Origin of the sequence: Methylorubrum sp. POS3 (genome assembly GCF_043352485.1) — a bacterium.
GTDB lineage: Bacteria > Pseudomonadota > Alphaproteobacteria > Rhizobiales > Beijerinckiaceae > Methylobacterium > Methylobacterium suomiense.
On record NZ_JAPRBT010000001.1, the window covers coordinates 3,341,657 to 3,366,779 of the forward strand.

Consider the following 25,123-nt stretch of genomic DNA (forward strand, 5'->3'; position numbering starts at 1 on the left):
TCAACTCGTTGGGCCTCATCGACGGCCGGGCATCTTCGGCAGGGGCATTGGGCCGATTGCGCAAGAATGCCCGGGCCTCTCGCAGCGCAGCAAGAGCGCGCGGAGGCATCGGCCGGGAGAGGCCGAAGGGTCGGCGACGAATCGTTCCGTTGCTCCGAGCCCCGCCCCCATTTCACGGCGAGGGAGGGGCCCGTGCCGGCGGCTACTCGGCCGCCTGACGATTCCGGCCCGTGCCCGGCCCGCGCCGCGCGGCGGTCTTGTCCGCTGCCTGTGGAGCAGGCGACGCTTTCGCCGTCTTGGCCCCTACTTTGGCGGTCGACTTGACCGTCGACTTGGCGGTCGGGGCCGGTCGGCGGGCCAGCACCTCGCGCAGGAAGCGCCCGGTATGGCTCGCCGTGCTGGCGGCGATCTGTTCGGGCGTGCCCTGCGCCACCACCTTGCCGCCGCCGTCGCCGCCCTCGGGTCCCATGTCGATCACCCAATCGGCGGTCTTGATGACCTCGAGGTTGTGCTCGATCACGACGACCGTGTTGCCCTGGTCGACGAGTTCGTGAAGCACCTCCATCAGCTTGGCCACGTCGTGGAAATGCAGGCCGGTGGTCGGCTCGTCGAGGATGTAGAGAGTGCGGCCCGTGGCGCGCTTGGACAGCTCCTTCGACAGCTTTACCCGCTGCGCCTCGCCGCCGGACAGCGTCGTCGCCTGCTGGCCGACGCGGACATAGTGCAGGCCGACGCGGGCCAGCGTCTCCATCTTCTCGCGGATCGAGGGGACGGCCTTGAACAGGTCCGCCGCCTCCTCGACCGTCATGTCGAGGACGTCGGCGATGGACTTGTTGCGGTAGCGCACCTCCAGCGTCTCGCGGTCGTAGCGCTTGCCCTTGCACACGTCGCAGGTGACGTAGACGTCGGGCAGGAAGTGCATCTCGATCTTGATGACGCCGTCGCCCGAGCAGGCCTCGCAGCGCCCGCCCTTCACGTTGAAGGAGAACCGCCCCGCCTGATAGCCGCGGGCCTTGGCCTCGGGAAGCCCCGCGAACCAGTCGCGGATCGGGGTGAAGGCGCCCGTATAGGTCGCCGGGTTCGAGCGCGGCGTGCGCCCGATCGGCGACTGGTCGATGTCGATGACCTTGTCGAGATGCTCCAGCCCCTCGATCGCGTCGAAGGGCGCGGGATGCTCCAGCGCGCCGTTCAGGCGCTTGGCCGCCGCCTTGTAGAGCGTGTCGATGACGAGGGTCGACTTGCCGCCGCCCGACACGCCGCTGATGCAGGTGAAGGTGCCGAGCGGGATTTTGGCCGTGACATCCTTGAGGTTGTTGCCCCGCGCGCCAACCACGGTGAGCATGCCGCGACCGGGATCGCGCCGGACCTTGGGGGTGCGCACCGAGAGCTCGCCGGTGAGGTACTTGGCGGTGAGCGAGGCCGGGTCCTTCAGCAATTCCTGCGGCGTGCCCTGGGCGATGATCTCGCCCCCGTGGATGCCCGCGCCCGGCCCGACATCAACCACGTAATCGGCCTGCAGGATCGCGTCCTCGTCGTGCTCGACCACGATCACCGAATTGCCGAGATCGCGCAGGCGCTTGAGCGTGCCGAGCAGGCGCTCGTTGTCGCGCTGGTGCAGGCCGATCGAGGGCTCGTCGAGGACGTAGAGCACGCCGGTGAGCCCCGAGCCGATCTGCGAGGCGAGGCGGATGCGCTGGCTCTCGCCGCCGGACAGCGAGCCGGACCCGCGGGCGAGGGTGAGGTATTCGAGGCCGACATCGACCAGGAAGGTCAGCCGGTCGCGGATCTCCTTCAGGATGCGGACGGCGATCTCGTTCTGCTTGTCCGTGAGTTTTTCGGAGATTTCGGAGAACCAGCGATGGGCCTCCCGCACCGAGAGAGCCGTCACCTCGCCGATATCCTGCCGGTCGATCTTGACCGCCAGCGCCTCGGGCTTGAGCCTTTTGCCGCCGCAGGATTCGCAGGGCGTGGCGCTCATGAAGCGGCCGATCTCCTCCCGGCTCGCGTCGCTCTCGGTCTCCTTGTAGCGCCGCTCCAGATTCGGGATCACGCCCTCGAACGACTTGTTGACCGAGTAGGAGCGCAGGCCGTCATTGTAGTCGAACCGCACCGATTCCGTGCCGGTGCCGTAGAGGATCGCCTGCTTGGCCGTGGCCGGCAGCGTCGACCACGGGACGGTGGTCTTGAAGCCGAAATGGCGCGCGAGCGCATCCAGCGTCTGATCGTAATAGGGCGAGGTGGATTTGGCCCAGGGCCCCACCGCACCGCGCTTCAGCGAGAGCGCCGCATCCGAGATCACGAGCTCCGGATCGATGCGCATCTCGTGGCCGATGCCGCCGCAGGTCGGGCAGGCGCCGAACGGGTTGTTGAACGAGAACAGCCGCGGCTCGATCTCGGGGATCGTGAAGCCCGAGACCGGGCAAGCGAAGCGCGACGAGAAGGTGATCTTCTTCGGGGCCTCGCCCTCCGGCGTGTCCGCGAACTCGATGTCGGCGATGCCGTCGGCGAGTTCCAGGGCCGTCTCGAACGAATCGGCGAGGCGCGCGGCGATGTCGGCCCGCACGACGATGCGGTCGACCACCACGTCGATGTCGTGCTTGAGCTTCTTGTCGAGCTTCGGCACGTCGTCGATCGGGTAATACTCCCCGTCGATGCGAAGCCTCTGGAAGCCCTTCTTCTGGAATTCGGCGATTTCTTTTCGATATTCGCCTTTTCGCCCTCGGACGACGGGGGCGAGCAGGTAGAGCCGGGTCTTCTCCGGCAGCTCCAGCACCCGGTCGACCATCTGGCTGACGGTCTGGCTCTCGATCGGCTCGCCGGTGGCGGGCGAGTAGGGGATGCCGACCCGCGCCCAGAGAAGACGCATGTAATCGTAGATCTCGGTGACGGTGCCGACCGTCGAGCGCGGGTTCTTCGAGGTCGTCTTCTGCTCGATGGAGATGGCCGGCGAGAGCCCGTCGATCTGATCGACATCGGGCTTGGACATCATCTCCAGGAACTGCCGGGCATAGGCCGAGAGCGACTCGACGTAGCGGCGCTGCCCTTCAGCGTAGATCGTGTCGAAGGCGAGCGACGACTTGCCGGAGCCGGACAACCCCGTGAACACCACGAGCTTGTCCCGCGGGATGGTGAGATCGACGTTCTTGAGATTGTGCTCGCGGGCACCCCGCACGGAGATCACGCGCGTGTCGCGCGCCGAGGGCGCCGCGGCGTCGAACAGGGCGGCGAGGCGGGCATCGGCCTGCTTCTCCGTTTCGACCCCTTTGCCGGCCGCGGTCGCGGCTTTGCGGGCTTTGGCTGTGGCCATGGGCGACGAATTCTCTCGCGGTCGTGCCGAAGTCACCGCGCCGATGCGCCGTCGAAGCGTTGGGCGGGTGTGCTGCGCGGGAACAGGTTTCGAAAACGCAGATGGGTTCCGCGCCGCGCGAAACCACTAGAACGGAACGGGTACGACGGCAACGCCGATCAAGTCGGCAAGGTGGCGCGGGCGCCGCAGACTCCGCTCCGCGCAGACGCATGGCCGAGATCGGCGGTTCCGCAGGGACGTGGCCGCTGTGCGGGCAGGGGGCACCGACAGCCGGCGTGACGGACCCGCAGGCCGCATCGGCTTTCTCCCGTGAGCCGGCAACCCCCGTCCGGGCCGATGCTCTAAGTCCCGCCGCCCTCCGCATTGCGCGCCATGAAGGTCGCCGGCGTGCCGTCCTCCGGATTCACGAAGACGATGTCGGTCGGCGCCCGGCGCGGGGTATCGACCGAGAGGAAGACCAGCGGCTCTTCGAGGATCTTCGGCAGGGCGTGGACCGTGCCCCGGTCGAACAGCAGGAGATGGCCCGGGCCGAACTCGGCCTCGCCGGAGGCATCGCCCATCCAGAAGGTGCCGCGGCCCGAGACGCAGTAGAGCGCCTCGTCGCAGGTGGCGTGATAATGCGGCGGCGTCGGACGATAGACGCGGAAGACCCGGACGCTCGCCGCCGCGCGGTCGGACAGATAGGCATCGACGAGGAGCGTCGCGGCCTCCTCCGGCAGGCCGCGGGCGATGGCATGGATGTCGAAGCGCCCGCCCGCCCCGCTCTGTCCCTGGTCGGATGCCGTCATGCTCGTCCTCCGGTTCGCGCCGCCGCGCCTGTATCGCAAGCCTGCGATCCAAGACGGCCGGTCTCGTGGGGTTCCGCCGGTGGGGCGAGGGGATGGAGTCGGTCGGAGGCCGGACGGCTGGTACCGGCGGATGAACCGCCACCCAGGGCCCGGAGGGCGATACCGCGCCCGCCCAATTTATGATCCCGCCGCACAAAAATTATACAAATTGCCTAATTTTGATCAATAAATACAGAAGACAACCGATTGTTTACGAACAGAACGCATGCCGCATCCCGCAAATACTGAACGATGGCCGCGCGATGCTGAACTCATCCATTCACGGACAATCCGGTTCGCCCATGACCGGACCGAAGATGTTCGGCTCGTTGCGGGGGCGCATCGTCGCCGTGGCGCTGATCCCGTGTCTCGCCTTCGCCGGAGTGGCCGGGGAGGCGGCCTACGGACGGATCGGGGAGGGCCGGACGATGGCCCGGATGGAGTCGCTCGTCGGCCTGTCGGCGCGGATCAGCGCCCTCGTGCACGAGGCGCAGAAGGAGCGCGGCGCCTCGTCCCTGTTCCTCGGCTCGAAGGGCGCGCAATTCGGTCCCGAACTCGCCGCCCAGCGGCAGCTGACCGACGGCGCCCGCGCGGCGCTTCTGGTCGCGCTCGATGCCATCGCCCCGGCGGCCGAGCCGGTGGAGGCGGGCGAGGGCGTCGCCGGCAAGGCCGGCGCCCTGCGGGTGGCCCTGGGCCGGATCGAGCCGCATCGCGGCGCCGTCGACCGCCTGGAGACGGCCGTGCCGGCCAATCTCGCGCTCTATTCCGGGGTCATCGCCGAGGCGCTCACCCTCGTGCGCGAGGTCGGGCAGGTCGCCGCCGACCCGGCGGTGGGCGCGCGGATCGCGGCCTATTCGGCCTTCCTGTCGCTCAAGGAAGTCGCCGGCCAGGAACGGGCCGCGGCCTCCGCGGCCTTCGCCGCGGGCAGCCTCGACCTGCCGGGCTACCGCAGGCTGGCCGGCCTCGCGGCCGATCAGGACACCTACGAGCGACTGTTCCGGGCCGCGAGCCCGGCCGAGGACGTGGAGAGCCTCGACGCGGCCAATGCCGCCGAGCCGGCCCGCGCGGTCGCCCGCATCCGCGGGATCGCCCTCGGCACCGTGCCGGGCCAGGCGCCCGCCTTCACCGATGCCAAGGGCTGGTTCCGGCTGGCGACCCAGCGCATCGACGGGCTCAAGGCGATCGAGGATCGGCTCACCGGATCGCTCGGCCGGGAGGCGGGGGCCGCCCGCGCCCGGGCCGAGCGGGCCGCCGCCCTGTGGTCCGCCGGATTGCTGGCGATGCTGGCCCTGTCGGTGGCGCTCGCCTTCGCCCTCGGCTCGGCCATCGCACGGCCCCTGAGCCGCATGGCGAAGGCCCTCACGGCGATCGGGCAGGGCGACACCACGGTCGAGGTGCCGGTGAAGGGCCCGCACGAACTGCGCGCCATCGCGGCGGCGGCGGCGGCGTTCCGCGACAGCGTGGCCGAGCGGGCCCGCACCCGCGCCGCCCGGGAACAGAGCACGCAGGAGGAGGCGGCGCGCCGCCGCGCGGCGATGCTGGACATCGCCGACGGCTTCGAGGCCCGGGTCGGCGGCATCGTCGAGGCGGTCTCGACGGCGGCCCAGCAGCTGGAGGGCGCCGCCCGCGCCATGAACGCGGCGGCGGACGAGACCTCCGCCCTGAGCGCGGCGGCGGCGGCGGCCTCGGAGAAGGCGGCGCGCGCCTCCGACACCATCGCCGCGGCGACCGAGGAGCTGTCGGCCTCGATCCGCGAGATCGGCGGGCAGGTCGTCGCCTCGGCCGGCGCCGCGGCCCATGCCGAGGCGGACGCCGCCCGCACCGCCGCGGAGGTCGAACGGCTGGCGGGGGCCGCGGGCGGCATCGCCCGGATCGTCGGGTTGATCTCGGACATCGCCGGGCAGACCAACCTCCTGGCGTTGAACGCCACCATCGAGGCGGCCCGGGCCGGTGAGGCGGGGCGCGGCTTCGCGGTCGTCGCGGCGGAGGTGAAGGAGCTCGCCGGTCAGACCGCCCGGGCGACGGAGGAGATCGCCGGGCGCGTGGCCGAGATCGCCGCCTCGGGCGAAGCGTCGGTCGCCGGCATCGGCGGGGTCGGCCGCACCATCCGCGCGCTGGCGCGGATCTCCGGCGACATCGCCGCGGCGGTCGAGCAGCAGGGCGCGGCCACCGTCGAGATCGCCCGCACCACGGTCGAGACATCGCACGGCACCCGCACCGTCTCCGACACCGTCGCGGGCGTGGCGAACGCCGCCGTCGGCGCCAGCGCCGGCTCGACCCAGGTTCTGGGGGCGGCGAGCGACCTCGCCCGTCAGGCATCGGCCCTGAGGCGGGAGGTCGGCGGGTTCCTGGAGCAGGTGCGGGCGGCCTGACCCGCGACCCGGCTCAGGGCGTGTCCAGCGCCACGATCCCATCGTAGGGGCCGGTCCCGCCGAGGGTGGCCTCGACCGCCGAGTTGATGGCGGCGCTGACCAGCAGGAGGATGGCGAGCAGCAGCACCGCCTCGGTCAGCACGCGGGCCAGGGCCGCGGCATGGGCGCGGGCGGCATGGATCAGGGCGCAGCCCAGCACGAACACGAGGGCATGCAAGGCCGGCATGGTGAGAAGCGTCATCGTCCCTGTCTCGCTCCTGGTCTCGCGCGTGTCCCGGTGGGAACGGCCGGGGCTGCGCGCGCGGTCCGCGCCGCAAGACCCGGACCTCGCTCTCCCCTGACGATCGGCATCAATGGCGCGCCTCGCCGGCGGCGGGCGTGTTCTCGACGGCCTTCACCGGCTCGCTCACCCGCGGCTCGACCTTCAGGTTCTGGCTCAGGCTCTGGAGGTGATCGACCACAACCCGGGTGCCGGGCTTGAGGCCCTTGAGCACCGCGGTCCGGTCGCCGTAGGCATCCCCGACCTCGATCGCGGTCATGTGAACCGTGTTCTGGTCGTCCACCGTCCAGACTACCTGCTGGTCGAGCTGGGCCGACAGCGCGATGGTCGGCACCAGCAGCCGCTCCTGGCGTCCGACCTCGATGCGGGCGCGCACGAAGCGGCCGGGCAGGTAGCGCTCGTCGGCATTGTCGAGCCACGCCTGGATCAGCCGGCGGCCGGTGCGAGGATCGAAGCGGTTGTCGAGGCGATAGATCGTGGCCTCGCGCACGGGCTCGCGCTGCACGTCGAGGAGCTGGACCTTGGCCCTCTTCTCGGCCAGCGCCACCCGAACGGCTTCCGCGTCCTCGGAGGAGAGCGCCATCTGCACGTCGATCGGGTTCACCTGCACCACCGAGACGAGCCGGGTCTGATTCTCGATCACCATGTCGCCGATATTGGTGAGCGACAGCGACGAGCGCCCGTCGATCGGCGCGCGGATCACCGCGTAGTCGAGGTTGAGCTTCTGCCGGGCGATGGCGGCTTCCGCCTCGTTGAGCTTGGCGGTCGCGGTGGCGAGGTTCGACTGGTTCTGCTGGGCGCGCTGCTCGGTGGCGAAGCCCTTGTCGGCGAGCTGCTCGGTGCGGTTCACCTCGGCCTGGGCGAAGTCGAGGGTGGCCTTGGCCTGATCGCGGAGCGCGGTCGCCGATTGCAGCGCCACCTCGAAGGGCCGCGGATCGATCCGGAACAGCACCTGGCCCTTCTTGACGTGGCCGCCGGGCTCGAAGGCGCGCTCCACCACGATGCCGGTCACCCGCGCCTGGAGTTCCGCGTCGCGGGGCGAGACGATGGTGCCGGTATACTCGAAGGCGACGGGAACCTCGGCCTGCTCGGCCGGCACCGCCTTCACGGCGAGCGCCGGCTCCTCCTTCTGCTTGGCCTTGTTGCGCTGATCCACCTTGAGATGGTGGGCGAGGAAGCCCGGGATCGGACGGCCCATCCCCCACCACGCGCCGCCCGCGATCCCCATCGCCCCGATGACGATGCCGGCGATGACGAAACCGACGCCTGACCGCACGAAGCCCCCCTTCCCGGCGCCGCGGGCCCGTCCCGGCGGGGCGGCGCGGCAGGTGGGGGAACACGCTGAAGCCCAAGACGTTGCACGCGGACTCTTCGCTGCCTCGTGTAAAACAATTCCGGAGACGCGCCCGGCCCATGTTCGCCACGTTCGTCGACCGGCCGATCCTCGCCGCGGTGATCTCGATCATCATCACGACGATCGGCGTCGTCGCCGGGCTGACCCTGCCAGTGGCGCAATATCCGGAGATCGCGCCCCCCGTCGTCAACATCCAGGCGACCTATCCGGGCGCCTCCGCCCAGCAGGCCTACGAATCGATCGCGATCCCGCTGGAGCAGGAGATCAACGGGGCGCCGAGCCTCATCTACATCCAGTCGACCTCCTCGGCCGATGGCAGCGTCTCGGTGGACGCCACCTTCGAAGTCGGCTCGAATCTCGATGCCGCCGCCGCCGAGGTGCTGACCCGCTCGAGCCGGGCGGAAGCCAAACTGCCCCAGGCCGTCCGCGACCAAGGTCTGGAAATCCAGAAGTCCTCGCGCCAGCGCCTCGGCAACGTCGTGCTCTACGCCGACGAGGGCACCGGCTTCGACGAGCTGTTCCTGGCCAATTACGCCGAGACCCAGGTGATCAAGCCCCTGCGCCGGGTCACCGGCATGGGCCGCATCCTCAACTTCTCGAACATGCGCTATGCCATGCGCGTCTGGCTCGACCCGGCCAGGATGGAAGCGCTCGGCATGGCGACCGAGACGGTGCTCCAGGCAATCCAGGCGCAGAACGCGCAGGTGACCACCGGCTCGCTCGGCAAGCTGCCGATGGACCGGGCGACGCCGTTCGAGCTGCAACTCGTCACCAAGGGCCGGCTGGTGAAGCCGGAGGAATTCGCCAACATCGTCCTGCGGGCCAATGCCGACGGCTCGGTGGTGCGCGTCGCCGATGTCGGCCGGGTGGAGCTCGGATCCGAGCAATACGGCGTCACCTCGAACTTCGACGGCAAGCAGGCGGCGACGCTCGGCATCTTCCAGAACCCCGACGCCAATGCGGTCGACGTGATGAACGGGACGCGCGAGACCATGGCGGATCTCGCCAAGCGGTTTCCACCGGGCCTGCACTACAAGATCGCGCTCGATTCCACCGAGTTCGTCAAGGAAGCGATCTACGAGGTGGTGCGGACGCTGATCGAGGCGATCCTGATCGTCACCGTCGTCACCTATCTGTTCCTCCAGAACTGGCGCGCGACGCTGATCCCGACCATCGCCGTGCCGGTGGCGCTGATCGGCACCTTCGGGCCGATGGCGCTCCTCGGCTTCTCCTTCAACACCCTGAGCCTGCTCGGCCTCGTGCTGGCGGTGGGGCTGGTGGTGGACGACGCCATCATCGTCGTCGAGAACACTGAGCGGCTGATGGCGGAGGGGCAGGACCCCAAGCCCGCCGCGCGGGCGGCCGTCAACGAGGTCGGCGGGCCGGTCATCGCCACGACCCTGGTGCTCGCGGCGCTCTTCGTGCCGGTGGCCTTCATCCCGGGGCTGACCGGCCAGCTCTACAACCAATTCGCGCTCACCATCGCGATCTCGGTGCTGATCTCGGCGATCGTCTCGCTCACCCTGACGCCGGCGCTCTGCGGGCTGCTGCTGCGCCCGCACGAGCACGGATACCGGCGCCCGTGGTGGCAGCGCCCGCTCGACTGGTTCAACACCGCCCTGGAGCGGATTGCGGGCTTCATCGTCGCGTCGATCGGGTTCCTGTCGCGTCGCGTCGTGCTGACGCTCGTCGTCTTCGCGCTCTTTGCCGGGGCGACGGCGCTGCTCCTGATGCAGCGCCCGACCGGCTTCGTGCCGGAGGAGGACCAGGGCTATCTCTACGCCGAGGTGGCGATGCCGCTCGGCGCCTCGGTCCAGCGCACCGAGGCGATGAACGCCCGCTTCGGCGAGGTCTTGCGCGCCCGCGACGATGTCGACCACACCATCGGCGTGTCCGGCCGCTCGTTCCTCGCCGACACGGTGGCCCCGTTCTACGGCTTCAACATCCCGGTGATGAAGCCCTGGGACGAACGCACGACGACCGTGAACGACCTGATCCGCGACATGGAGGAGCGCTTCAAGCACGATCCCGACGGGCAGGTGCGCATCGCCAATCCCTCGCCGCTCCCCGGCCTCGGCAGCCGCGGCGGCCTGACGCTCGAAATCCAGGACCGCTCCGGCAATGGCGGCCTCGGACTCGCCAAGACAGCCAACGCGTTCATCGAGAAGATCAAGGCTTTGCCCGGCGTCAGCGGGGCGACGCCGACCACCGAATGGGGCGTGCCGCAGATCCGCCTCGACATCGACCGGGCCAAGGCCGAGCAGCTCGGCGTGCCGCTCTCGCGCTTGTTCGAGGCGCTCGGCACCTATGTCGGGTCGAGCTTCGTCAACCTCTTCAACCGCTTCGGCTTCGTCTACCAGGTCTATGTCCAGAGCGAGGCCTCGGGCCGCCGCGTGTTCCAGGATCTGGAGGCGCTGACCGTCCTGAACGCCGAGGGGCAGCCGGTGCGCCTCGGCTCGCTGGTCCAGGCGAAGTTCACCACCGGACCGACGGCGGTCCTGTCCTACAACACCTATCCGGCGATCGAGGTGGCGATCACCATCGAGCCGACCTCCTCCTCCGGCACGATCCTGGAGGCGGTCGAGCGCCTGTCCTCCGAATTGCCGCGCAACTTCTCGATCGAGTGGACCGAGGTGGCTTACCAGGAGAAGATCGCCGGCAGCTTCGCGCCGCTCATCTTCGGGCTCGGCGTGTTCATGATCTTCTGCTTCCTCGCCGGGCAGTACGAGTCGGTGCGCCTGCCCCTCGTGATCCTGCTCGCCACGCCCCTCGCGATCTTCGGCGCGATCGGCTTCCTGGCCCTGCGCGACATGCCCCTCGACGTGTTCGGGCAGATCGGGCTGCTGCTCCTCGTCGGACTGGCCGCCAAGAACTCGATCCTGCTCGTGTCCTTCGCCGAGGAATTGCGAGCCAAGGGCGAGGACGCGCTGGAGGCGGCCAAGCACGCCACCCGGATGCGCATGCGCCCGATCCTGATGACCTCCTTCGCCTTCATCCTCGGCGCCGTGCCGCTCGCCATCGCCAGCGGGGCGGGCGCCAATGCCCGGCTCTCCATGGGCACAGTGGTGATCGGCGGCCTCGTGGTGGCCACCATCCTGACCCTGTTCGTCACGCCCGTGTTCTACATCGCCGCCGAGCGGCTGCGGGGCGAAGCGAAGACGGCAGAGAGCGGGGAGGGGCGGCCGGTCCCGGCGGAGTGACGTTCGAGGGACTTCACCGCAGCGCCATCCCACCCCCCCTCATCCTGAAGTGCGCAGCCGAAGGCGGAGCCTCGAAGGAGGGCTCACAAGGGATCGCTCAGCGAGTTGGAGCCCTCCTTCGAGGCCCCTTGCCGAGGCAAGGGGCAGCTCAGGATGAGGGGGTTGGGGGGCGAGCCGGTCAGACGGTCTCTCGAATCCTCGCCGTCATGTACCGGGCACTGTCGCCGTAGCTCGACAGCTTCGCCCGCAAACCCGGATCGTCCCGCACCGTGAAGCCGAGCCCCGCCCACAATCCGACGGTGCCGTAGACCGAGACGCAGGCGAGATGCGCGATCCCGAAGACGCGCGCCTGCGCCGTGAGGCTGGCGATGTAGTGGGCGGCGGCTTGCCGGCCGCGCGCTTCGGAAAGAATCGCGACGTCGTGGACGTAGAGGCAGCTCGGCGACGGCGGCAGCGCGGTCAGGAATGCGTCGAGCGGCGGCACATCGTGCAGGATCCACGGGTGAGCGAGCCCGTATCCGACGATCGACCCGTCGAGCACGAGCTTCAGGCAGGTGGCGGGGGAGAGGTCGCGCTTCTCCGCCAGCACCGCGGGCCGCTCCGGCAGACCGGCATGGATCTGCCCCGCGATCGCGTCGACCCGCGCCATGTCCGCCGCCCGCAACGGCTGCCACTCCGCCGACGATGTCACTTCGATCACGGGGATCCGCTCAGGGGACGTCCTAAGTTCCGTCTCTGGTACCGCCCGGCGCCCCGAAGCCGGCGTCTCAGCGCGGTGAGGGCGCGACGGAGGATGTCCCTAACCCGTCCCGGATCGCCTGCGCGAGCGCCGCCGTCAGGGGTTTGGCCGCGAAGCGCACGGCGCGGGGGAGGGCGTCCGGCTCCGGTGCCGGACCCGCCGAGACCGCGACGAGGACGAGGCGGGGCCGGCGATGGGCCACGGTGTGGACCAGGGCGAAGCGTCCGTCGGGATCGGCGAGGTCGGCGTCGATGACGACGAGGCGCAGGTCGGGATGCCGCTCGATCTGGCGCAAGGCCGTCGGGCCGTTCCACGCCTCGATCACCGCGAAGCCCGCCGCCGCCACGCAATCCACCGTTCCCATGCGCTGGATCGCATCGCCCTCGACGATCAGCGCGAGCGGACCCGCGCCGTCACCGCGGGGCGAGGATTCGGCAGGGGAGGCGGTCTCGTCCATCGGGGTTCCTCGGGCCGGATCCCTGCGACAAGCGGCGAGACGCCGGTTCGTTGCCGCGCGAGCGTGGAAATACCGCGCCGGCCCGGGGCGCCGGGCCCCTCATTCCTTCTCGAGGAGCCCTCCGAGCGGCGCGGTGATGCGGCAGACGACGCCGTCGGGCGCATAGTCGGTCCGGGTCTCGCCGCCGACGGCCCCGGACAGGCCGCGCTCGATCAGGCGCGACCCGAAGCCCTTGCGCGACGGCACCGCGACCGGGGGGCCGCCGCTCTCGGTCCAGACCATGCGGACGAGGGCGTCGGGGCCTGCCCTGCCCTCCGGCCCGGTCTCGATGGTCCATTCCAGGCCGACGCGCCCGCCGGGCACCGAGAAGGCGCCGTACTTGGCGGCGTTGGTGGCGAGTTCGTGGATCATCAGCGAGAGCGACAGCGCGGCCTTGGGGCCGACCTCGATCGCCGGCCCCGACAGGCGGATGCGGTCGGGCTCGCCGTCGTCGTGGATGGCGAGCGCACCCGCGAGCACCGCTTCCAGCCCCGCCCCCTCGCCCTCCCCCGAGAGCAGGATGTCGTGCGCCTTGCCGAGCGCCACGAGGCGGGCCACCAGCGCCTCCTTCACCGAGCCGACATCGGTGACGTTGCGCAGGGTCTGCGAGGCGATGGCCTGGGCCATGGTCAGGGTGTTCTTGAGGCGGTGGCTCAGCTCGCGGTTGAGGACGCGCTGCTGCTCCTCCGCCTGGAGCCGGCTCAGGGTCGCCCAGACCCGGTCGGCCACTTCCCGCACGAAGCCGATCTCCCCCGGCTCCCAGGTACGGGGCTCGGCGGCATGGGCGAAGAGCAGGCCGACGAGTTCGCTCCGGCGCAGCAGCGGCACCTTGATCTGGGCGCGGGTGAGGAGCCCGGCATAGCTCGTCGCATCCGGCGCCAGGGCCGGATCGGCGGCGACATCGGCGATCACGAGGATCTCGCCCTGCCGCAGGCGCGCCATCGTCGCCGGGACGAGATCGAGGGGATGGCTTCCGGCGAGGCTCGACGCCCCGTCGGTCCAGTCGCGCTCGATCCGAAACCGGCCGGTGGCCGGCTCGATGGCGGAATAACCCGCCCGCGACAGGCCGAGCGTGCGCCCGAGGATCGCGGCGGCGATGCCGGAGACCTCGGCGGCGTCGGAGGCATCGCGCAGGCGGTCGCCGAGCTCGATCAGGGCCCGCTGGCGGGTCTCGACCCGCTTCTCCTCCGTGATGTCCTCGATCATCGCGGTGGTCAGCAGGGCGTCGCCGTTCACCTGCGAGACGAGGTTGACGCGGCCCCAGATCAGGCGCCCGTCCTTGCGGCGATAGCGCTTCTCCAGGGTCTCGCGCATGATCTCGCCCGCCGCCAACCGACGGTGCAGGCGGTCGCGCTCGTCCGTATCCTCCAGCGGCGTCCATTTCGCCACCGAATGGCCGACGATGTCGGATTCCTCCGCGCCCCAGATCGTGCAGAGCTTGGCGTTCACCTCCAGCGCGACCAGCGTGCGCGGGTCGATCTGGACGATGCCGACATTGGCGCCCTCGAACACCGCCCGGAGCTGGCCCGAGACGCGGTTGCGCTCGGTCAGATCGAGCATGGCGCCGATCATCCGCAGGGGCTCTCCCCGGGCGTCGCGCACCATCGAGCCGCGGTCGAACACCTCGGCATAGGTCCCGTCCCGACGGCGGAACCGGTATTCGTGGCGCCAGTCATGGCCGGTCCCGTCGATGATGGAGCGGATATCGGCCTCGATTCGGGCCCGGTCGTCCGGGTGGATGCGGTCGAGCCACCAGCGGCCGGTGGGCTCGACCGTCTCCGGCGTCCAGCCATAGGCCACCTCCAGCGCCTCGTTCCACATCACGTGGTCCGCGACGAGGTCCCAGTCCCAGATGGCGTCGTTGGTGGCCCGGGTGGCCAGCCGCAGCCGCTCCTCGGTGGCGGCAAGCGCCCCCAGGGCGGCGCGCTGGGCGGTCACGTCGCGCACCGTGCCGACGAAGCGGAGCGCCCGGCCCTCCTCCGCGACGAGGGCGCCGCGGGCGGCGACGCGGTGGAGCACCGTGCCGTCGGAAGCGATCGTGCGGTACTCGCAATCGAACCGGCCGGGGCCGTCGGGATCGAGGGCGGCGCGCACGGCGGCGTCGGTCCGCGCCCGGTCCTCGGGGTGAATGCGCGGCAGGAAGCTGCCCTCGTAGCTCACCGGAACGTCCGGGCCGACCCCGAACAGGGCGCGGGTGCGCCCGTCCCAGCGCAGCGTGTTCGCGGTGAGGTCGTAGTCGAAGGTGCCGATGCCGGTCGCCTCGACGGCGAGCCGCAGGCGCAGCTCGCTCTCGGCCAGCGCGGCGATCTCCGCCCGGCGGGACAGGGCCGCCCGGCGCAGCTCGAACTTGGTCATCACCGAACGGGCGAGCGCCGCCAGTCCCGCCTTCTGAGCCGGGCTCAGGCCCTCGGGCCGGGGCACCACGTCGAGCACGCACAGGGCTCCGATCGCGACATTCTCGGGCGTGATCAGCGGCGCGCCCGCGTAGAAGCGCATCCCCGGCGCCCCCGTGACCAGGGGGTTGGTGCGGGTGCGGTCATCCGCGGCGAGATCGGGGATGATGAGGACGTCGCGCAGGCCGAGCGTGTGCGAGCAGACCGAGCGGTCGAGGCCGGTCTCGGGGGCGCTGAACCCGAGCCGCGCCTTGAACCATTGCCGGTCCTCGGTGACGAGGCTGACGAGGGCGGTCGGCGCGGCGCAGAGCTGCGCGGCGAGGGCGACCGCATCGTCGAAATCCTGCTCGGGCAGCGTGTCGAGGATGCCGTAGCGCGCGAGCGCGGCGCGCCTCTCGGCGAATCCGGCCGCGACGGAGGCGTCAGGCAAGGGGCTCATCGGCGTGGACGGGCTCGCTGCATGTCACGACCTCGGTCATGACCTTGATCCTGGCCTCGATCATGGTCGCGGTTCGCCCCTTCATCCCGTTCGCCGCGGGCTCGGCGACCCGGCTCCTGTTCGCAACGGCCGCCGCGCGCGAGATGTTCGTCCGACGGCTGCGTCATCCCGGCAGGCAGCGCTTTAGGTGGGTGGGTCGATCGCAACAAGGCGACCATTTGGAGCATAGACCGCACCCAGCACCGTCTCGAAATGACGTTTGACGCAGGAATGGCACTCGCAGGCCACCGCTTCGGTCTCGGCCCGGTCCAAGATGGTGATGCGCCCGCGCCCGACCTCGATCAGTCCCTGCTGTTGCAGCATCCTGAGGATGCGCGTCAGGTAGGTCCGCTGGACCCCGAGCATCGCCGCCAGCGATTCCTGGGTGATCGGCAGAACGTCGCTCGCCAGCCGATCCTGCAGGGTCAGCAGCCAGCGCAGGCAGCGTTCCTCGATCGGGTGGAGGGCGTTGCAGGCCACCGATTGCAGCACCTGCGCGAGCAGGCAATCCGAGTAGCGGGTGAACAGGTTGCGCAGGCTCTCGGAGCGCCTTTTGGCCTCCTGGAGCCGGGCCGAATCCATCCGCAGCACCGGACCGGCGATCTGCACCAGGGCGTGGGTCGAGGCGGGAAGGCCGCCATTGCTGACCACGCCGCCGACCGCCCCCTCCCGGCCGATCGTGGCGGTCTCGGCACTGCGCCCGTCGATCATCGAGATGAGAAGCGTCACGACCGTCTGGTCGAGGGGGAAGCTGATGAAATCGACCTCGCGCCCCGCCGCGAACAAAGTGGCGCCGCGGGGATATTCGAGCCGCTCGGCATGCGGCAGCAGCAGGGCGCGATCCTCGGGCTGCAGGGATTTCAGAAGGAGGTTGCCTTCGAAGCAGCGCTCCAGGGCCGAAGGCATGAACAGGCTCGAGTCCGTCGGGGGATGCGGCGCTCCTAGCGCGAGCCCCGCCCCGACGTCTGTCTACAAGTAGACAAAATCTTCGCCGGACGCGAAAAATCCCGCGCTGCACCGCCTCATCGCATTCGATAGGCCCGCGATCACGCCCGGCGACAACATAGGTTGACGTCCGGGCATCCGCCCCGACGTCCCCCGTCGCCCGCGTCGGGCGCGCAGCCGACCGCGCCCGCTTTCTGCCCTACTACTTCTCGGTGCACAATCCCTGCGAGGCGAGATGCCGGTGGTCGCGCGGATCGCAATCGGTGGCGAGGAAGGAGGCCCATTCCTTCGGGCTGCCGTAGAAGGCGTTGCGGTCCACGTCGCCGCGCACGCCGGGCACCCGGCCGGTCGAGGTGAACTGCCACAGCATCCACTTGCGGTTGGCGTAACGCTGCTCCGGCTCGGCCGCGGTGGAGCGGACCCAGTGGGGATAGTCGGGCAGTTCGTCTTCCAGCACGTCCTTGTGGAAGGTGATGTCGGTGTAGATGATCGGCCGCTTGCCGGTGTAGCGCTCCATCTCCTCCAGCATGTAGCGGGTCATGGCGAGGGCCTGGGCCTTGGGCAGCTTCTTCGGGCACTTGGCCGAATGCCCGTTCCACTCCACGTCGAGCACCGGGGGCAGGGCGGTCGGATCGTTCGGCACGTTCTTCTTGAACCAGGCCATCTGGTCCTCGGCCGAGCGGCACCAGAACACGAAGTGATAGGCGCCCCGCGGCACGCCGGCCCGGCCCGCCCCGTCCCAGTTCTCGCGGAACCGCTCGTCGACATGGTCGCCGCCCTCGGTCGCCTTGATGAAGGCGAACTGCGTGCCCGCGCTCCTCACCGAGGCCCAATCGATCGGGCCCTGCCATTTGGAGATGTCGATGCCCTGGATCGGGTGGTTCTTGGCCTTGGCCACCCCCGGATGGGGCTTCACGTCGCCCTTGGTGGGGTAGAAGTCGTTCTGCGAGGCGCAGGCCGCGAGCCCGGAGAGCAGAAGGGCGGCAAGCCCCCGCTTCAGCCAGGTGCGGGAGGCCGCACGGCGTTCAGAGGTATACCCGGTGTCCTGCGACATCGACGGCCCGCCACTTCCCGCGTGCGAAATCAATGGGTATTCGATGCCCTGCGGGCGGTTAACAGAGCTTTGCCAGCATTGCGGCGGATTTCCGGAACACGTTGCAAGCCGGGCACATAGGCCGGTACGAGCGGCCCAGGACGGGGCGATGCTCCGGCTTAATTCATTGCGCCCTCTGATTTTTCGAGCCAGCGTCCCATGCGCTACACTCTGTTTACCATCGGATACGAAGGCCTCGCCCCGGAGCGGCTGCACGCCGCGCTCAAGGAGGCGGGCGTCGCCATCCTCGCCGACGTGCGCGCGGTGGCCAATTCGCGCAAGCGCGGCTTCTCGAAGGGCGCGCTCAAGGCGGGCCTGGAGGAGGCCGGCCTCGGCTACGCGCATTTCCGGAGTCTCGGCACCCCGAAATCCGGTCGCGAGGCCGCCCGGGCCCACGATGCCGGGCTGATGCGTCGGATCTACTGCGAGGAGGTGCTCGACACCGCCGATGGCGGGCTGGCCCTCGACGGGCTGGCCGAACTCGCCGCCCGCGCCCCCACCTGCCTGCTCTGCTTCGAGCGCGACCCCGCCCGCTGCCATCGGCGGGTGCTGGCCGAGCGCCTGCGCGAACGGGGCTTCGAGACCGTCGATCTCTACGGCGATTTTCTGTGACCCTCGCCGCCGGTGACGGAGAGGCCGGGATCCCGGACCCTCACCGCATCAGCCGGGGCGCTCCGAGCCGCGGCTGCACGCCCTCGCGCATGACGAGGCGGCGCAGGGGCGCGATCGAGGAGAGGACGACGAGGCCGAGCCCGCGCAGGGCATCGACCGGCACGAGATCGGTGAGCAGCGAGCGGTTGAGCATGTCGACCGCGGCCCCGCGCAGGCGGGCATCGATGCCGCGGCCCCGGGCGAAGCCCGCGAGCGCGGCGGCGGTGCCGGGATCGCGCCCGGCCTCGCGGGCGGAGAGGACGGCGTCGCGCAGGGCGGCGGCGTCGCGCAGTCCGAGATTGAGCCCCTGCGCGCCGATCGGCGGGAAGACGTGGGCGGCCTCGCCGATCAGGGCGAGCCGCTCGCCCACCGGGCTCGCCACCGAGAGCCCGCGCATCGGCACGAGGCCGCGCGGCCCGTCGATCCGCATGGCACCGAGCATCGAGCGGGCCTGATGCTCCACCGCCGCCGCCAACGCCGCGTCGTCGAGGCCGGACAGGCGCTTGGCCGCCCGCTCGCCGGTGACCCAGACGAGACTGGAGCGGTGCCCGCCGGGCAGGGGCACCAGGGTGAAGGGCCCGTTGCGGGTGTGGAACTCGGTGGAGACGTCGCGGTGGGGCCGCTCATGCGCGAGCAGGGTCGTCAGCGCCGCCTGCGGGTAGGACCATTCGCGGGTGCGCAGACCCGCCGCCTGCCGCAGCGGCGAGCGCCCCCCGTCGGCCGCGACGACGAGCTGGGCCGCGAGGCTGCGCCCGTCCGTCAGGGTGAGGATCGCCGCGTCCGGTCCGGTCTGCATCCCGGTGGAATCCGCCTCGAACAGGGTCAGGCCGGGGGTGGTGCGGGCCTGCCGGCGCAGGGTCTCGACGAGGCGGGCGCTCTCGACGTTCCGGCCGAAGGCGTCGAGGCCGATCTCGGTCGCGGAGAAGCGGGCGGGCGGCGGGCGGAACAGGCTGCCGGTGTCGTCGATCAGATGCATCTCGGCGAGCGGCGCCGCGTGCGGGGCGATCTCGGCCCAGGCCCCGAGCGCCGCGAGCAGCCGCACCGAGCCGTCGAGCAGCGCGACGGTGCGCCCGTCGGCGACCGGAGCGTGGCGCCCGACCAGGGCGGTCGCCACCCCGTCGCGGGCGAGCGCCAGGGCCGCGGCGAGCCCGGCCGCCCCGGCGCCGACCACCGCCGCCTCGAAGCGGGGCGGGACGGCGGGGAGGGCGCGAGTCTGAACCGGGACCGTCACGGCGACAGGGCTCCTTGGGGCGGCGCAAGAGGGCGGCAAAGCCGGCAACGGGGGAGGGTGGCCGCTCCCTTCCTAACAGAGGTTGCGCACCGGCCGGGTCAAGGGCGCGCGACCCCCGGACCGAGAGCGCCGGCGAGGCCGCGGCGGCGACAAGACGACGCGACGCGATGAAACCAAATCCGCCCGGGCGAATTGGCAACTTATGTTGTCGGCTCGCCGGAAGCGGCGACCCGGGCCGGACGACACAGCGGAATCGCGCGCGACACAGGGCGCGGAGCAGACGTCTGAGGGGGCGTAACCGTGCGGACATTCATCACTGCCCGGCCCGAGGTCACCTCGGCCGATTTCGGCTCGCCCTACGATCCCGTGCTCGTGGGCGTGGCGCAGGGCCTGTCCCACCTGTTCCCCCCGGTCCGTCAGGTGCGCCCGCCCCGGGACGACGGCTCCGATGCGGCGGGCGAGGGCCATGCCGAGGCACGGCCGACGGCCTCGGCGGGCGGCCAGGGACGCGGATGAGCGGCATCAGAGGAGCGACGCCCGGCATGCGGCCAGATTTGATCGAGCAGCACATCGCGGCGATGACCACGGCGAGCACCAACCTGCTGCGGCAGATGCGCGAAGAGGGCCTGCGCTACCGGGTGAGCGTGCGGCCGGAGGACACCGCGACGATGCATGTCCATGTCCATCAGCTGACGCCCGAGATCGCCGAACGCATTCGCCGCTGCCTGTCCGGCACGGGGATGCGCGTCGCCGTGCGGGAGGGATAGGGCAGGGCCGTCGGCCGAATCCCGCGCCGATCCGCGCGAAAGTGCTTGCCGCCGCCGCCGCGCCCGATATGTCCGGCATCCGAGAGGGCCGGACGACAGGGACGGAGAGAGCGCGATGCCGAAGGCGATCCGGGTGCACGAGTATGGCGGCCCCGAGGCGATGGTCTACGAGGACATCCCGACGCCGGAGCCCGGCCCCGGTCAGATCCGCGTCCGCCAGACCGCCATCGGCGTCAACTTCATCGACATCTACTTCCGCTCCGGCCAGTACAAGGCCGCGGGCCTTCCCTTCACCCTCGGCAAGGAGGGCGCGGGCGTCGTCGATGCCCTGGGCGAGGGCGTGACCGATTTCCGCGTCGGCGAGCGCGTGGCCTATGCCGGCGCCGTCGGCACCTATGCCGAGGAGGTCGTGGTCGACACCAAGGGCGTCGTCCACGTGCCCGACGCGATCTCCGACGAGACCGCCGCCGCGATGATGCTGAAGGGCCTCACCGCCCATTACCTGCTGCGCCTGACCTATCGGGTGCAGCCCGGCGACACGATCCTGTTCCACGCCGCCGCCGGCGGCGTCGGCCTCATCGCCACGCAATGGGCCAAGCATCTCGGCGCCACCGTGATCGGCACCGTCGGCACTTCGGAGAAGGCCGACCTCGCCCGCGCCCATGGCTGCGACCACGTCATCCTCTACCGCGACGAGGACTTCGCCGCCCGGGTCAAGGAGATCACGGGCGGGAAGGGGGTTCCGGTCGTCTATGACGGCGTCGGCAAGGCGACCTTCCCGGCCTCCCTCGATTGCCTGCGCCCCCGCGGCGTCTTCGCCAGCTTCGGCTCGGCCTCGGGCCCGATCGAGGCGTTCGACATCGGCATCCTGGCCGCCAAGGGTTCGCTCTACGCCACCCGCCCCACCCTCTTCACCCACATCGCCACCCGCGAACAGCTCGACGCCAACGCCGCCGAGCTGTTCGAGGTCGTGGCGAGCGGGGCGGTGAAGATCCCGATCCATGCCCGCGCCAAGCTCGCCGACGCGGCGCAGGTGCACCGCGATCTGGCCGACCGGCAGACCACGGGCGCCACGGTGATGACGCCGTAAGGGGCTTCCTCGATCCGGGCTCCACTAACCTCGCCGCAGGGCAGGGGAGCCCGTGCAGGGGACCCATGCGGGCGGCGGGGATTCCGGCGCGCGCGCGGGCCATGCGACCATCCTGGGCACGGCGCGGCGCCCCGCCTCCCTCGGATGGCAGGGCGCTCCGTCACCCCGGACTCGGGTTTGGACTTGGCATGCGGCGCGAACCCACCGACACCCTGCTCGTCATCGACGTACAGGCGGATTTTCTGCCCGGCGGGGCGCTGGCGGTCCCCGAGGGCGATGCCGTGATCGGGCCGATCAACCGGCTGGCCGCCGCCTTTCCGCACGTGGTGCTGACGCAGGATTGGCACCCGCCCGGCCACGCCTCCTTCGCCTCGCGCCATGCGGGCCACCGGCCCTTCGACACCGTGGCGATGGCCTACGGCGAGCAGCGGCTCTGGCCGGACCATTGCGTGCAGGGCACGCCCGGCGCCGCCCTCGCCCCGGGCCTTCAGGCGGAACGGGCCGAACTGGTGATCCGCAAGGGCCACCACCCGGGGGTCGACAGCTACTCCGCCTTCCTCGAGGCCGACCGGCGGACCCGCACCGGGCTCGCCGGCTACCTGACCGAGCGCGGTCTGACCCGCCTGTTCCTGGCCGGCCTCGCCACCGATTACTGCGTCCTCTGGTCGGCCCTCGACGCCCGCGCCGCCGGGTTCGAGACCTACGTGATCGAGGACGCCGTGCGCGGCATCGACCGCGACGGCACGGCGCAGGCCTTCGCCGAGATGGAGCGGGCGGGGGTGCAGCGGGTGACGAGCGCCGATCTCGTCTGAACGACCCGCCTCCCACACGTCCACCCATCCCCCTCATCCTGAGGTGCCGCGAAGCGGCCTCGAAGGAGGGCTCCAGCGTCTCGCGCGATCCCTGGAGCCCTCCTTCGAGGGCGACGCTCCGCGCCGCCACCTCAGGATGAGGGGGGATGGATGGGACGCATGGAATGGGAGGATCACGGCGTCCCGCGATCCTGTGATCCCGTCATCCTCGGATCAGGGGGTCACGGCATCCGGCGCGACGCCGCACGAGGCCGCCACCGCCGCGCGCAACCCGTCCGACAACCGCCGCACGGTCGCGTGTCCGGCGCTGTCGTAGGTCGTCGTGCCGATGGCCGCGACGGGGGCGATCAGGCGCAGGGAGTTGGTGACGAACACGGCCTCCGCCCGCTCCAGTTCGGAGGGAAGGAGCGGGCGCTCCTCGACGGCGAGGCCGAGGCCCGGCGCGATCCTCGACAGAATCTCGGCCCGGACGATGCCCGGCAGCACGCCCTCCTCCGCGGGCGGCGTCACGAGCGCGTCCCCGATCCATGCGAAGAGATTGCCGGTCCCGGCGCAGGCCACGCGCCCCCGCGTGTTGCGGAACAACGCTTCGTCGAACCCGGCGGCGGCGGCGGCGCGGGCGGCGAGCACCGCGTCGAGATAGCCGAGCGTCTTGAGGCGGGCGGCGGGCGAGGTCTCGTTGCGGGCGATCGCCGTCGGCAGGAGCCGCAGGGGCGCGAAGAACAGGCCGGGCCGCGCCGGGGCGGCGCTCGCGAACAGGAACGGCGCGGGCTCCGCGGGAGGGGCGAGGCCGCGGGGGCCGGAGCCGCGGGTCAGCGTCGTGCGGATCGCCGCGAGCGGCAGGCCCTCGGCGAGGGCACGCATCGCCGCGCGGATCCGTTCCGGGTCGGCGGGATAGCCGAGCGTCGCGGCGGCGGCGACGAGGCGGCCGATATGGGCGGTCTCGAAGGCGATCCGGCCCTGCACCGCCAGCGCCGTGTCGAACACGCCGTCGCCGAGCAGGAGCCCGCGGTCGCCCATGTCGAAGGGGAGGGTGCCGCCCTCGACGAGGCGCCCGTCACACCACAGCATCGGCCACCCTGGTGCGCGGCCGGCCCTGCCCCGCCCGCCACGCGCGGGCGCCGTTCAGGAAATTGGCGAACAGCGCGTGGCCGTTCTCGGTCAGCACCGATTCCGGATGGAACTGGATGCCCCAGGTCGGGTGCGCCCGATGCGACAGGGCCATCACCTCGCCCTCCGACGAGACGGCATCGACGGACAGCTGCCGCTCCATCTCCGGCGTCGGCGTCACGATCAGCGAATGATAGCGCCCGACCTGCATCGGCTGCGGCAGGCCCGCGAACAGGCCCTCCCCGCCGTGCCGGATCGGCGTGGCCTGCCCGTGGAGCGGGCGCCCGGCCCGCTCGACCCGTCCGCCGAAGGCCGCGCCGATCGCCTGATGGCCGAGGCACACGCCGAGGATCGGCACTTCGCCGGACAATTCGCGGATCGCCGGCAGGCTGACGCCCGCCTCCGCCGGGGTGCAGGGTCCCGGCGAGATCACCACGGCCTCGGGGGCGCGGGCGCGGATGCCCGAGACGTCGAGGGCGTCGTTGCGCACGACGTCGACCGTCTCGCCGAGCTCCTCGAAGTAGCGCACGACGTTGAAGACGAAGGAATCGTAATTGTCGACGACGAGGATCACGGGGCCTCCTCGAACGCGGCGAAGACCCGGGCGGCCTTGGTCAGCGTCTCCTCGTATTCGGGACCGGGCTCGGACAGGAGCGTCACGCCGCCGCCGGCCTGGAGCACGGCCTGGGCATCGTCCATGAACACGGTGCGGATCGCGATCGACGTGTCGAGCGACCCGTCGAAGCCGAGCGCCCCGATCGCCCCGCAATAGAGCTCCCGCGCGTCGCCCTCGATCTCGGTGATGATGTCCATGGCCCTGAGCTTCGGCGCGCCGGTGATCGAGCCGCCGGGAAAGGTCTTCTGGATGAGGTCGAGGGCGTCGGCCTCCTCGCGGAGCGTGCCGGTGACCACCGAGACGAGATGGTGGATGCCGGCATAGGATTCCAGCCCGCACAGGACCGGCACCCGCACGCTTCCGGCCTCGCAGACCCGCGACAGGTCGTTGCGCAGCAGGTCGACGATCATGATGTTCTCGGCCCGCTCCTTCGGATTGGCCTGGAGCGCGGCGGCGACCTCGGCGTCGCGGGCGGGATCGGGATCGCGCCGCACCGTACCCTTGATCGGCCGCGTCTCGACCGCGCGCCCCTGCAGCTTGAGGAAGCGCTCCGGCGAGGAGGACGCGACCGTCAGACCGTCGACATCGAGATAGGCCCCGAAGGTGGCGGGGTTGGTCGCGCGCAGGCGACGGTAGAAGGCGAAGGGATCGAAGCCGGGCGGCAGGTCGGCGACGAAGCGCTGGGCGATATTGGCCTGATAGATGTCGCCCGCGCGGATGTAATCCTTGACGGTTTCGACAGCCTTTTCATAGGCTTCTCGCGATAGATTCGTGCGCCACGCGAGCTTGGGCGCGGCCCCGTCGGGCGCTGTCTCGGCGGGCTCGGCCAGCAGGGCGGCGAAGGCGTCGAGCCGCTTTTCCGCGCGGGTCCTCCGGGCCCCGGGGTCGGTCTCCGGGAAGCCCGTGGCGATCAGGAGGCAGGTGCCGCTGCCGTGATCCACCGCGAGCAGCGTGTCGTAGAGGTTGAAGGCGATGTCGTCGGTCAGCCCGGCCCGGCGGGCGGGCGGGACGACCCGCTCCAGGCTCGCGCCGAGATCGTAGGCGAAATAGCCGATCGCCGCGCCGGGAAAGGCCGGCAGGTCCGGCTGGGGGGCGAGCCGGTAGGGCGCGAGGCAGGCCCGCAGGGCCTCGAGCGGCGCGCCCGGCACGGCCTGCCCGTCGAGGGTGGCGCGGCCCTCGCGGAAACGGAAGCGGCCGAACGGGTCGGCGGCCAGCACCGAGACGCGGCCGAGCGTGTCGTGGTGCATGGCGCTGTCGAGGAAGGCGAGTCCGGGCAGCCGGGCGAGGCGGGCAGCCGCCGCGACCGGGTCGAGGAAGGGAATCGCGCGAGTCCAGACCATCGTCTTCTAGGGTGTCGTGCCA

The 25,123-nt window shown here is 71.0% G+C and carries 20 protein-coding genes; 7 read left to right on the top strand and 13 right to left on the bottom strand.

Going from position 1 to position 25,123, the window contains the following annotated elements:
* Positions 1-202 precede the first annotated feature (202 nt).
* Together uvrA and OWC43_RS15485 are read right to left on the bottom strand one after the other, a co-directional pair.
* A complete protein-coding gene (gene uvrA / locus OWC43_RS15480; protein WP_393957302.1) occupies positions 203-3,307 on the bottom strand; it encodes an excinuclease ABC subunit UvrA in 3,105 nt (1,034 codons plus the stop codon).
* A gap of 341 nt (positions 3,308-3,648) precedes the next feature.
* A complete protein-coding gene (locus tag OWC43_RS15485; RefSeq protein WP_393957303.1) occupies positions 3,649-4,095 on the bottom strand; it encodes a cupin domain-containing protein in 447 nt (148 codons plus the stop codon).
* Positions 4,096-4,436: 341 nt separating this feature from the next.
* Here OWC43_RS15485 and OWC43_RS15490 point away from each other — a divergent pair, with 341 nt between their 5' ends.
* The gene (locus OWC43_RS15490) at positions 4,437-6,506 is read left to right on the top strand and encodes a methyl-accepting chemotaxis protein (RefSeq protein ID WP_393957305.1); all 2,070 of its coding nucleotides are present in this window, start codon (positions 4,437-4,439) and stop codon (positions 6,504-6,506) included.
* Between the two features lie 13 nt (positions 6,507-6,519).
* Here the strand turns inward: OWC43_RS15490 and OWC43_RS15495 are convergent, their stop codons facing one another.
* Positions 6,520-6,747, bottom strand: a complete 228-nt coding sequence (locus OWC43_RS15495; RefSeq protein ID WP_137828346.1) for a hypothetical protein — start codon at positions 6,745-6,747, stop codon at positions 6,520-6,522.
* 109 nt (positions 6,748-6,856) lie between these two features.
* The gene (locus OWC43_RS15500; RefSeq protein WP_393957306.1) at positions 6,857-8,062 is read right to left on the bottom strand and encodes an efflux RND transporter periplasmic adaptor subunit; all 1,206 of its coding nucleotides are present in this window, start codon (positions 8,060-8,062) and stop codon (positions 6,857-6,859) included.
* Positions 8,063-8,199: 137 nt separating this feature from the next.
* Between OWC43_RS15500 and OWC43_RS15505 the strand changes: the two genes are divergently transcribed.
* Positions 8,200-11,340, top strand: coding sequence for an efflux RND transporter permease subunit (locus OWC43_RS15505; protein WP_393957307.1), 3,141 nt, complete (start codon positions 8,200-8,202; stop codon positions 11,338-11,340).
* A gap of 178 nt (positions 11,341-11,518) precedes the next feature.
* Here OWC43_RS15505 and OWC43_RS15510 read toward each other — a convergent pair whose 3' ends face one another.
* From OWC43_RS15510 to OWC43_RS15530, 5 genes are all read right to left on the bottom strand, one after another.
* Entirely contained in the window at positions 11,519-12,040 is a 522-nt protein-coding gene (locus OWC43_RS15510; protein WP_393957308.1) for a GNAT family N-acetyltransferase, read from the bottom strand.
* Between the two features lie 67 nt (positions 12,041-12,107).
* Complete coding sequence (locus tag OWC43_RS15515; RefSeq protein ID WP_137828276.1) at positions 12,108-12,536, bottom strand: response regulator; 429 nt, start codon at positions 12,534-12,536, stop codon at positions 12,108-12,110.
* A 99-nt stretch (positions 12,537-12,635) separates the two neighbouring features.
* Positions 12,636-15,407, bottom strand: coding sequence for a PAS domain S-box protein (locus tag OWC43_RS15520; RefSeq protein ID WP_393957310.1), 2,772 nt, complete (start codon positions 15,405-15,407; stop codon positions 12,636-12,638).
* Between the two features lie 183 nt (positions 15,408-15,590).
* Entirely contained in the window at positions 15,591-16,352 is a 762-nt protein-coding gene (locus OWC43_RS15525) for a Crp/Fnr family transcriptional regulator (RefSeq protein ID WP_137828274.1), read from the bottom strand.
* A 241-nt stretch (positions 16,353-16,593) separates the two neighbouring features.
* On the bottom strand, positions 16,594-17,445 hold the full coding sequence (locus OWC43_RS15530; RefSeq protein ID WP_137828273.1) for a GH25 family lysozyme: 852 nt from the start codon (positions 17,443-17,445) through the stop codon (positions 16,594-16,596).
* 198 nt (positions 17,446-17,643) lie between these two features.
* Between OWC43_RS15530 and OWC43_RS15535 the strand changes: the two genes are divergently transcribed.
* A complete protein-coding gene (locus tag OWC43_RS15535; protein ID WP_393957312.1) occupies positions 17,644-18,096 on the top strand; it encodes a DUF488 family protein in 453 nt (150 codons plus the stop codon).
* Between the two features lie 40 nt (positions 18,097-18,136).
* Here the strand turns inward: OWC43_RS15535 and OWC43_RS15540 are convergent, their stop codons facing one another.
* Complete coding sequence (locus tag OWC43_RS15540) at positions 18,137-19,366, bottom strand: FAD-dependent monooxygenase (protein WP_393957313.1); 1,230 nt, start codon at positions 19,364-19,366, stop codon at positions 18,137-18,139.
* Between the two features lie 300 nt (positions 19,367-19,666).
* On the opposite strand from OWC43_RS15540, the gene OWC43_RS15545 reads away from it, so the two are divergent.
* The 4 genes from OWC43_RS15545 to pncA all read left to right on the top strand — a co-directional run bounded on the left by OWC43_RS15545 (position 19,667) and on the right by pncA (position 22,035).
* Positions 19,667-19,882, top strand: a complete 216-nt coding sequence (locus tag OWC43_RS15545) for a hypothetical protein (RefSeq protein ID WP_137828270.1) — start codon at positions 19,667-19,669, stop codon at positions 19,880-19,882.
* A gap of 26 nt (positions 19,883-19,908) precedes the next feature.
* Positions 19,909-20,133, top strand: a complete 225-nt coding sequence (locus OWC43_RS15550; RefSeq protein WP_393957314.1) for a hypothetical protein — start codon at positions 19,909-19,911, stop codon at positions 20,131-20,133.
* A gap of 115 nt (positions 20,134-20,248) precedes the next feature.
* Positions 20,249-21,223: a quinone oxidoreductase gene (locus OWC43_RS15555; RefSeq protein WP_137828268.1), complete on the top strand. Its 975-nt coding sequence runs from the start codon at positions 20,249-20,251 to the stop codon at positions 21,221-21,223.
* Between the two features lie 188 nt (positions 21,224-21,411).
* A complete protein-coding gene (gene pncA, locus OWC43_RS15560; RefSeq protein ID WP_393957316.1) occupies positions 21,412-22,035 on the top strand; it encodes a bifunctional nicotinamidase/pyrazinamidase in 624 nt (207 codons plus the stop codon).
* Between the two features lie 213 nt (positions 22,036-22,248).
* Here pncA and OWC43_RS15565 read toward each other — a convergent pair whose 3' ends face one another.
* Genes OWC43_RS15565 through pabB form a run of 3 tightly spaced genes read right to left on the bottom strand, consistent with a single transcriptional unit; the run spans position 22,249 to position 25,101 of the window.
* Positions 22,249-23,106, bottom strand: coding sequence for an aminotransferase class IV (locus OWC43_RS15565; protein ID WP_393957317.1), 858 nt, complete (start codon positions 23,104-23,106; stop codon positions 22,249-22,251).
* Positions 23,093-23,719, bottom strand: a complete 627-nt coding sequence (locus OWC43_RS15570) for an aminodeoxychorismate/anthranilate synthase component II (protein ID WP_137828265.1) — start codon at positions 23,717-23,719, stop codon at positions 23,093-23,095. Before OWC43_RS15570 ends, OWC43_RS15565 begins: the two co-directional genes overlap by 14 nt.
* Complete coding sequence (pabB, locus tag OWC43_RS15575; protein WP_393957319.1) at positions 23,716-25,101, bottom strand: aminodeoxychorismate synthase component I; 1,386 nt, start codon at positions 25,099-25,101, stop codon at positions 23,716-23,718. The genes OWC43_RS15570 and pabB overlap by 4 nt, the downstream gene beginning before the upstream one ends.
* Positions 25,102-25,123: the final 22 nt, after the last annotated feature.

Coding starts and splice junctions, on each gene's coding strand:
- uvrA (WP_393957302.1), bottom strand. CDS start 3,307: ATGGCCACAGCCAAAGCCCGCAAAGCCGCGACCGCGGCCGGCAAAGGG.
- OWC43_RS15485 (WP_393957303.1), bottom strand. CDS start 4,095: ATGACGGCATCCGACCAGGGACAGAGCGGGGCGGGCGGGCGCTTCGAC.
- OWC43_RS15490 (WP_393957305.1), top strand. CDS start 4,437: ATGACCGGACCGAAGATGTTCGGCTCGTTGCGGGGGCGCATCGTCGCC.
- OWC43_RS15495 (WP_137828346.1), bottom strand. CDS start 6,747: ATGACGCTTCTCACCATGCCGGCCTTGCATGCCCTCGTGTTCGTGCTG.
- OWC43_RS15505 (WP_393957307.1), top strand. CDS start 8,200: ATGTTCGCCACGTTCGTCGACCGGCCGATCCTCGCCGCGGTGATCTCG.
- OWC43_RS15515 (WP_137828276.1), bottom strand. CDS start 12,536: ATGGACGAGACCGCCTCCCCTGCCGAATCCTCGCCCCGCGGTGACGGC.
- OWC43_RS15520 (WP_393957310.1), bottom strand. CDS start 15,407: ATGAGCCCCTTGCCTGACGCCTCCGTCGCGGCCGGATTCGCCGAGAGG.
- OWC43_RS15525 (WP_137828274.1), bottom strand. CDS start 16,352: ATGCCTTCGGCCCTGGAGCGCTGCTTCGAAGGCAACCTCCTTCTGAAA.
- OWC43_RS15530 (WP_137828273.1), bottom strand. CDS start 17,445: ATGTCGCAGGACACCGGGTATACCTCTGAACGCCGTGCGGCCTCCCGC.
- OWC43_RS15535 (WP_393957312.1), top strand. CDS start 17,644: ATGCGCTACACTCTGTTTACCATCGGATACGAAGGCCTCGCCCCGGAG.
- OWC43_RS15550 (WP_393957314.1), top strand. CDS start 19,909: ATGCGGCCAGATTTGATCGAGCAGCACATCGCGGCGATGACCACGGCG.
- OWC43_RS15555 (WP_137828268.1), top strand. CDS start 20,249: ATGCCGAAGGCGATCCGGGTGCACGAGTATGGCGGCCCCGAGGCGATG.
- pncA (WP_393957316.1), top strand. CDS start 21,412: ATGCGGCGCGAACCCACCGACACCCTGCTCGTCATCGACGTACAGGCG.
- OWC43_RS15565 (WP_393957317.1), bottom strand. CDS start 23,106: ATGCTGTGGTGTGACGGGCGCCTCGTCGAGGGCGGCACCCTCCCCTTC.
- pabB (WP_393957319.1), bottom strand. CDS start 25,101: ATGGTCTGGACTCGCGCGATTCCCTTCCTCGACCCGGTCGCGGCGGCT.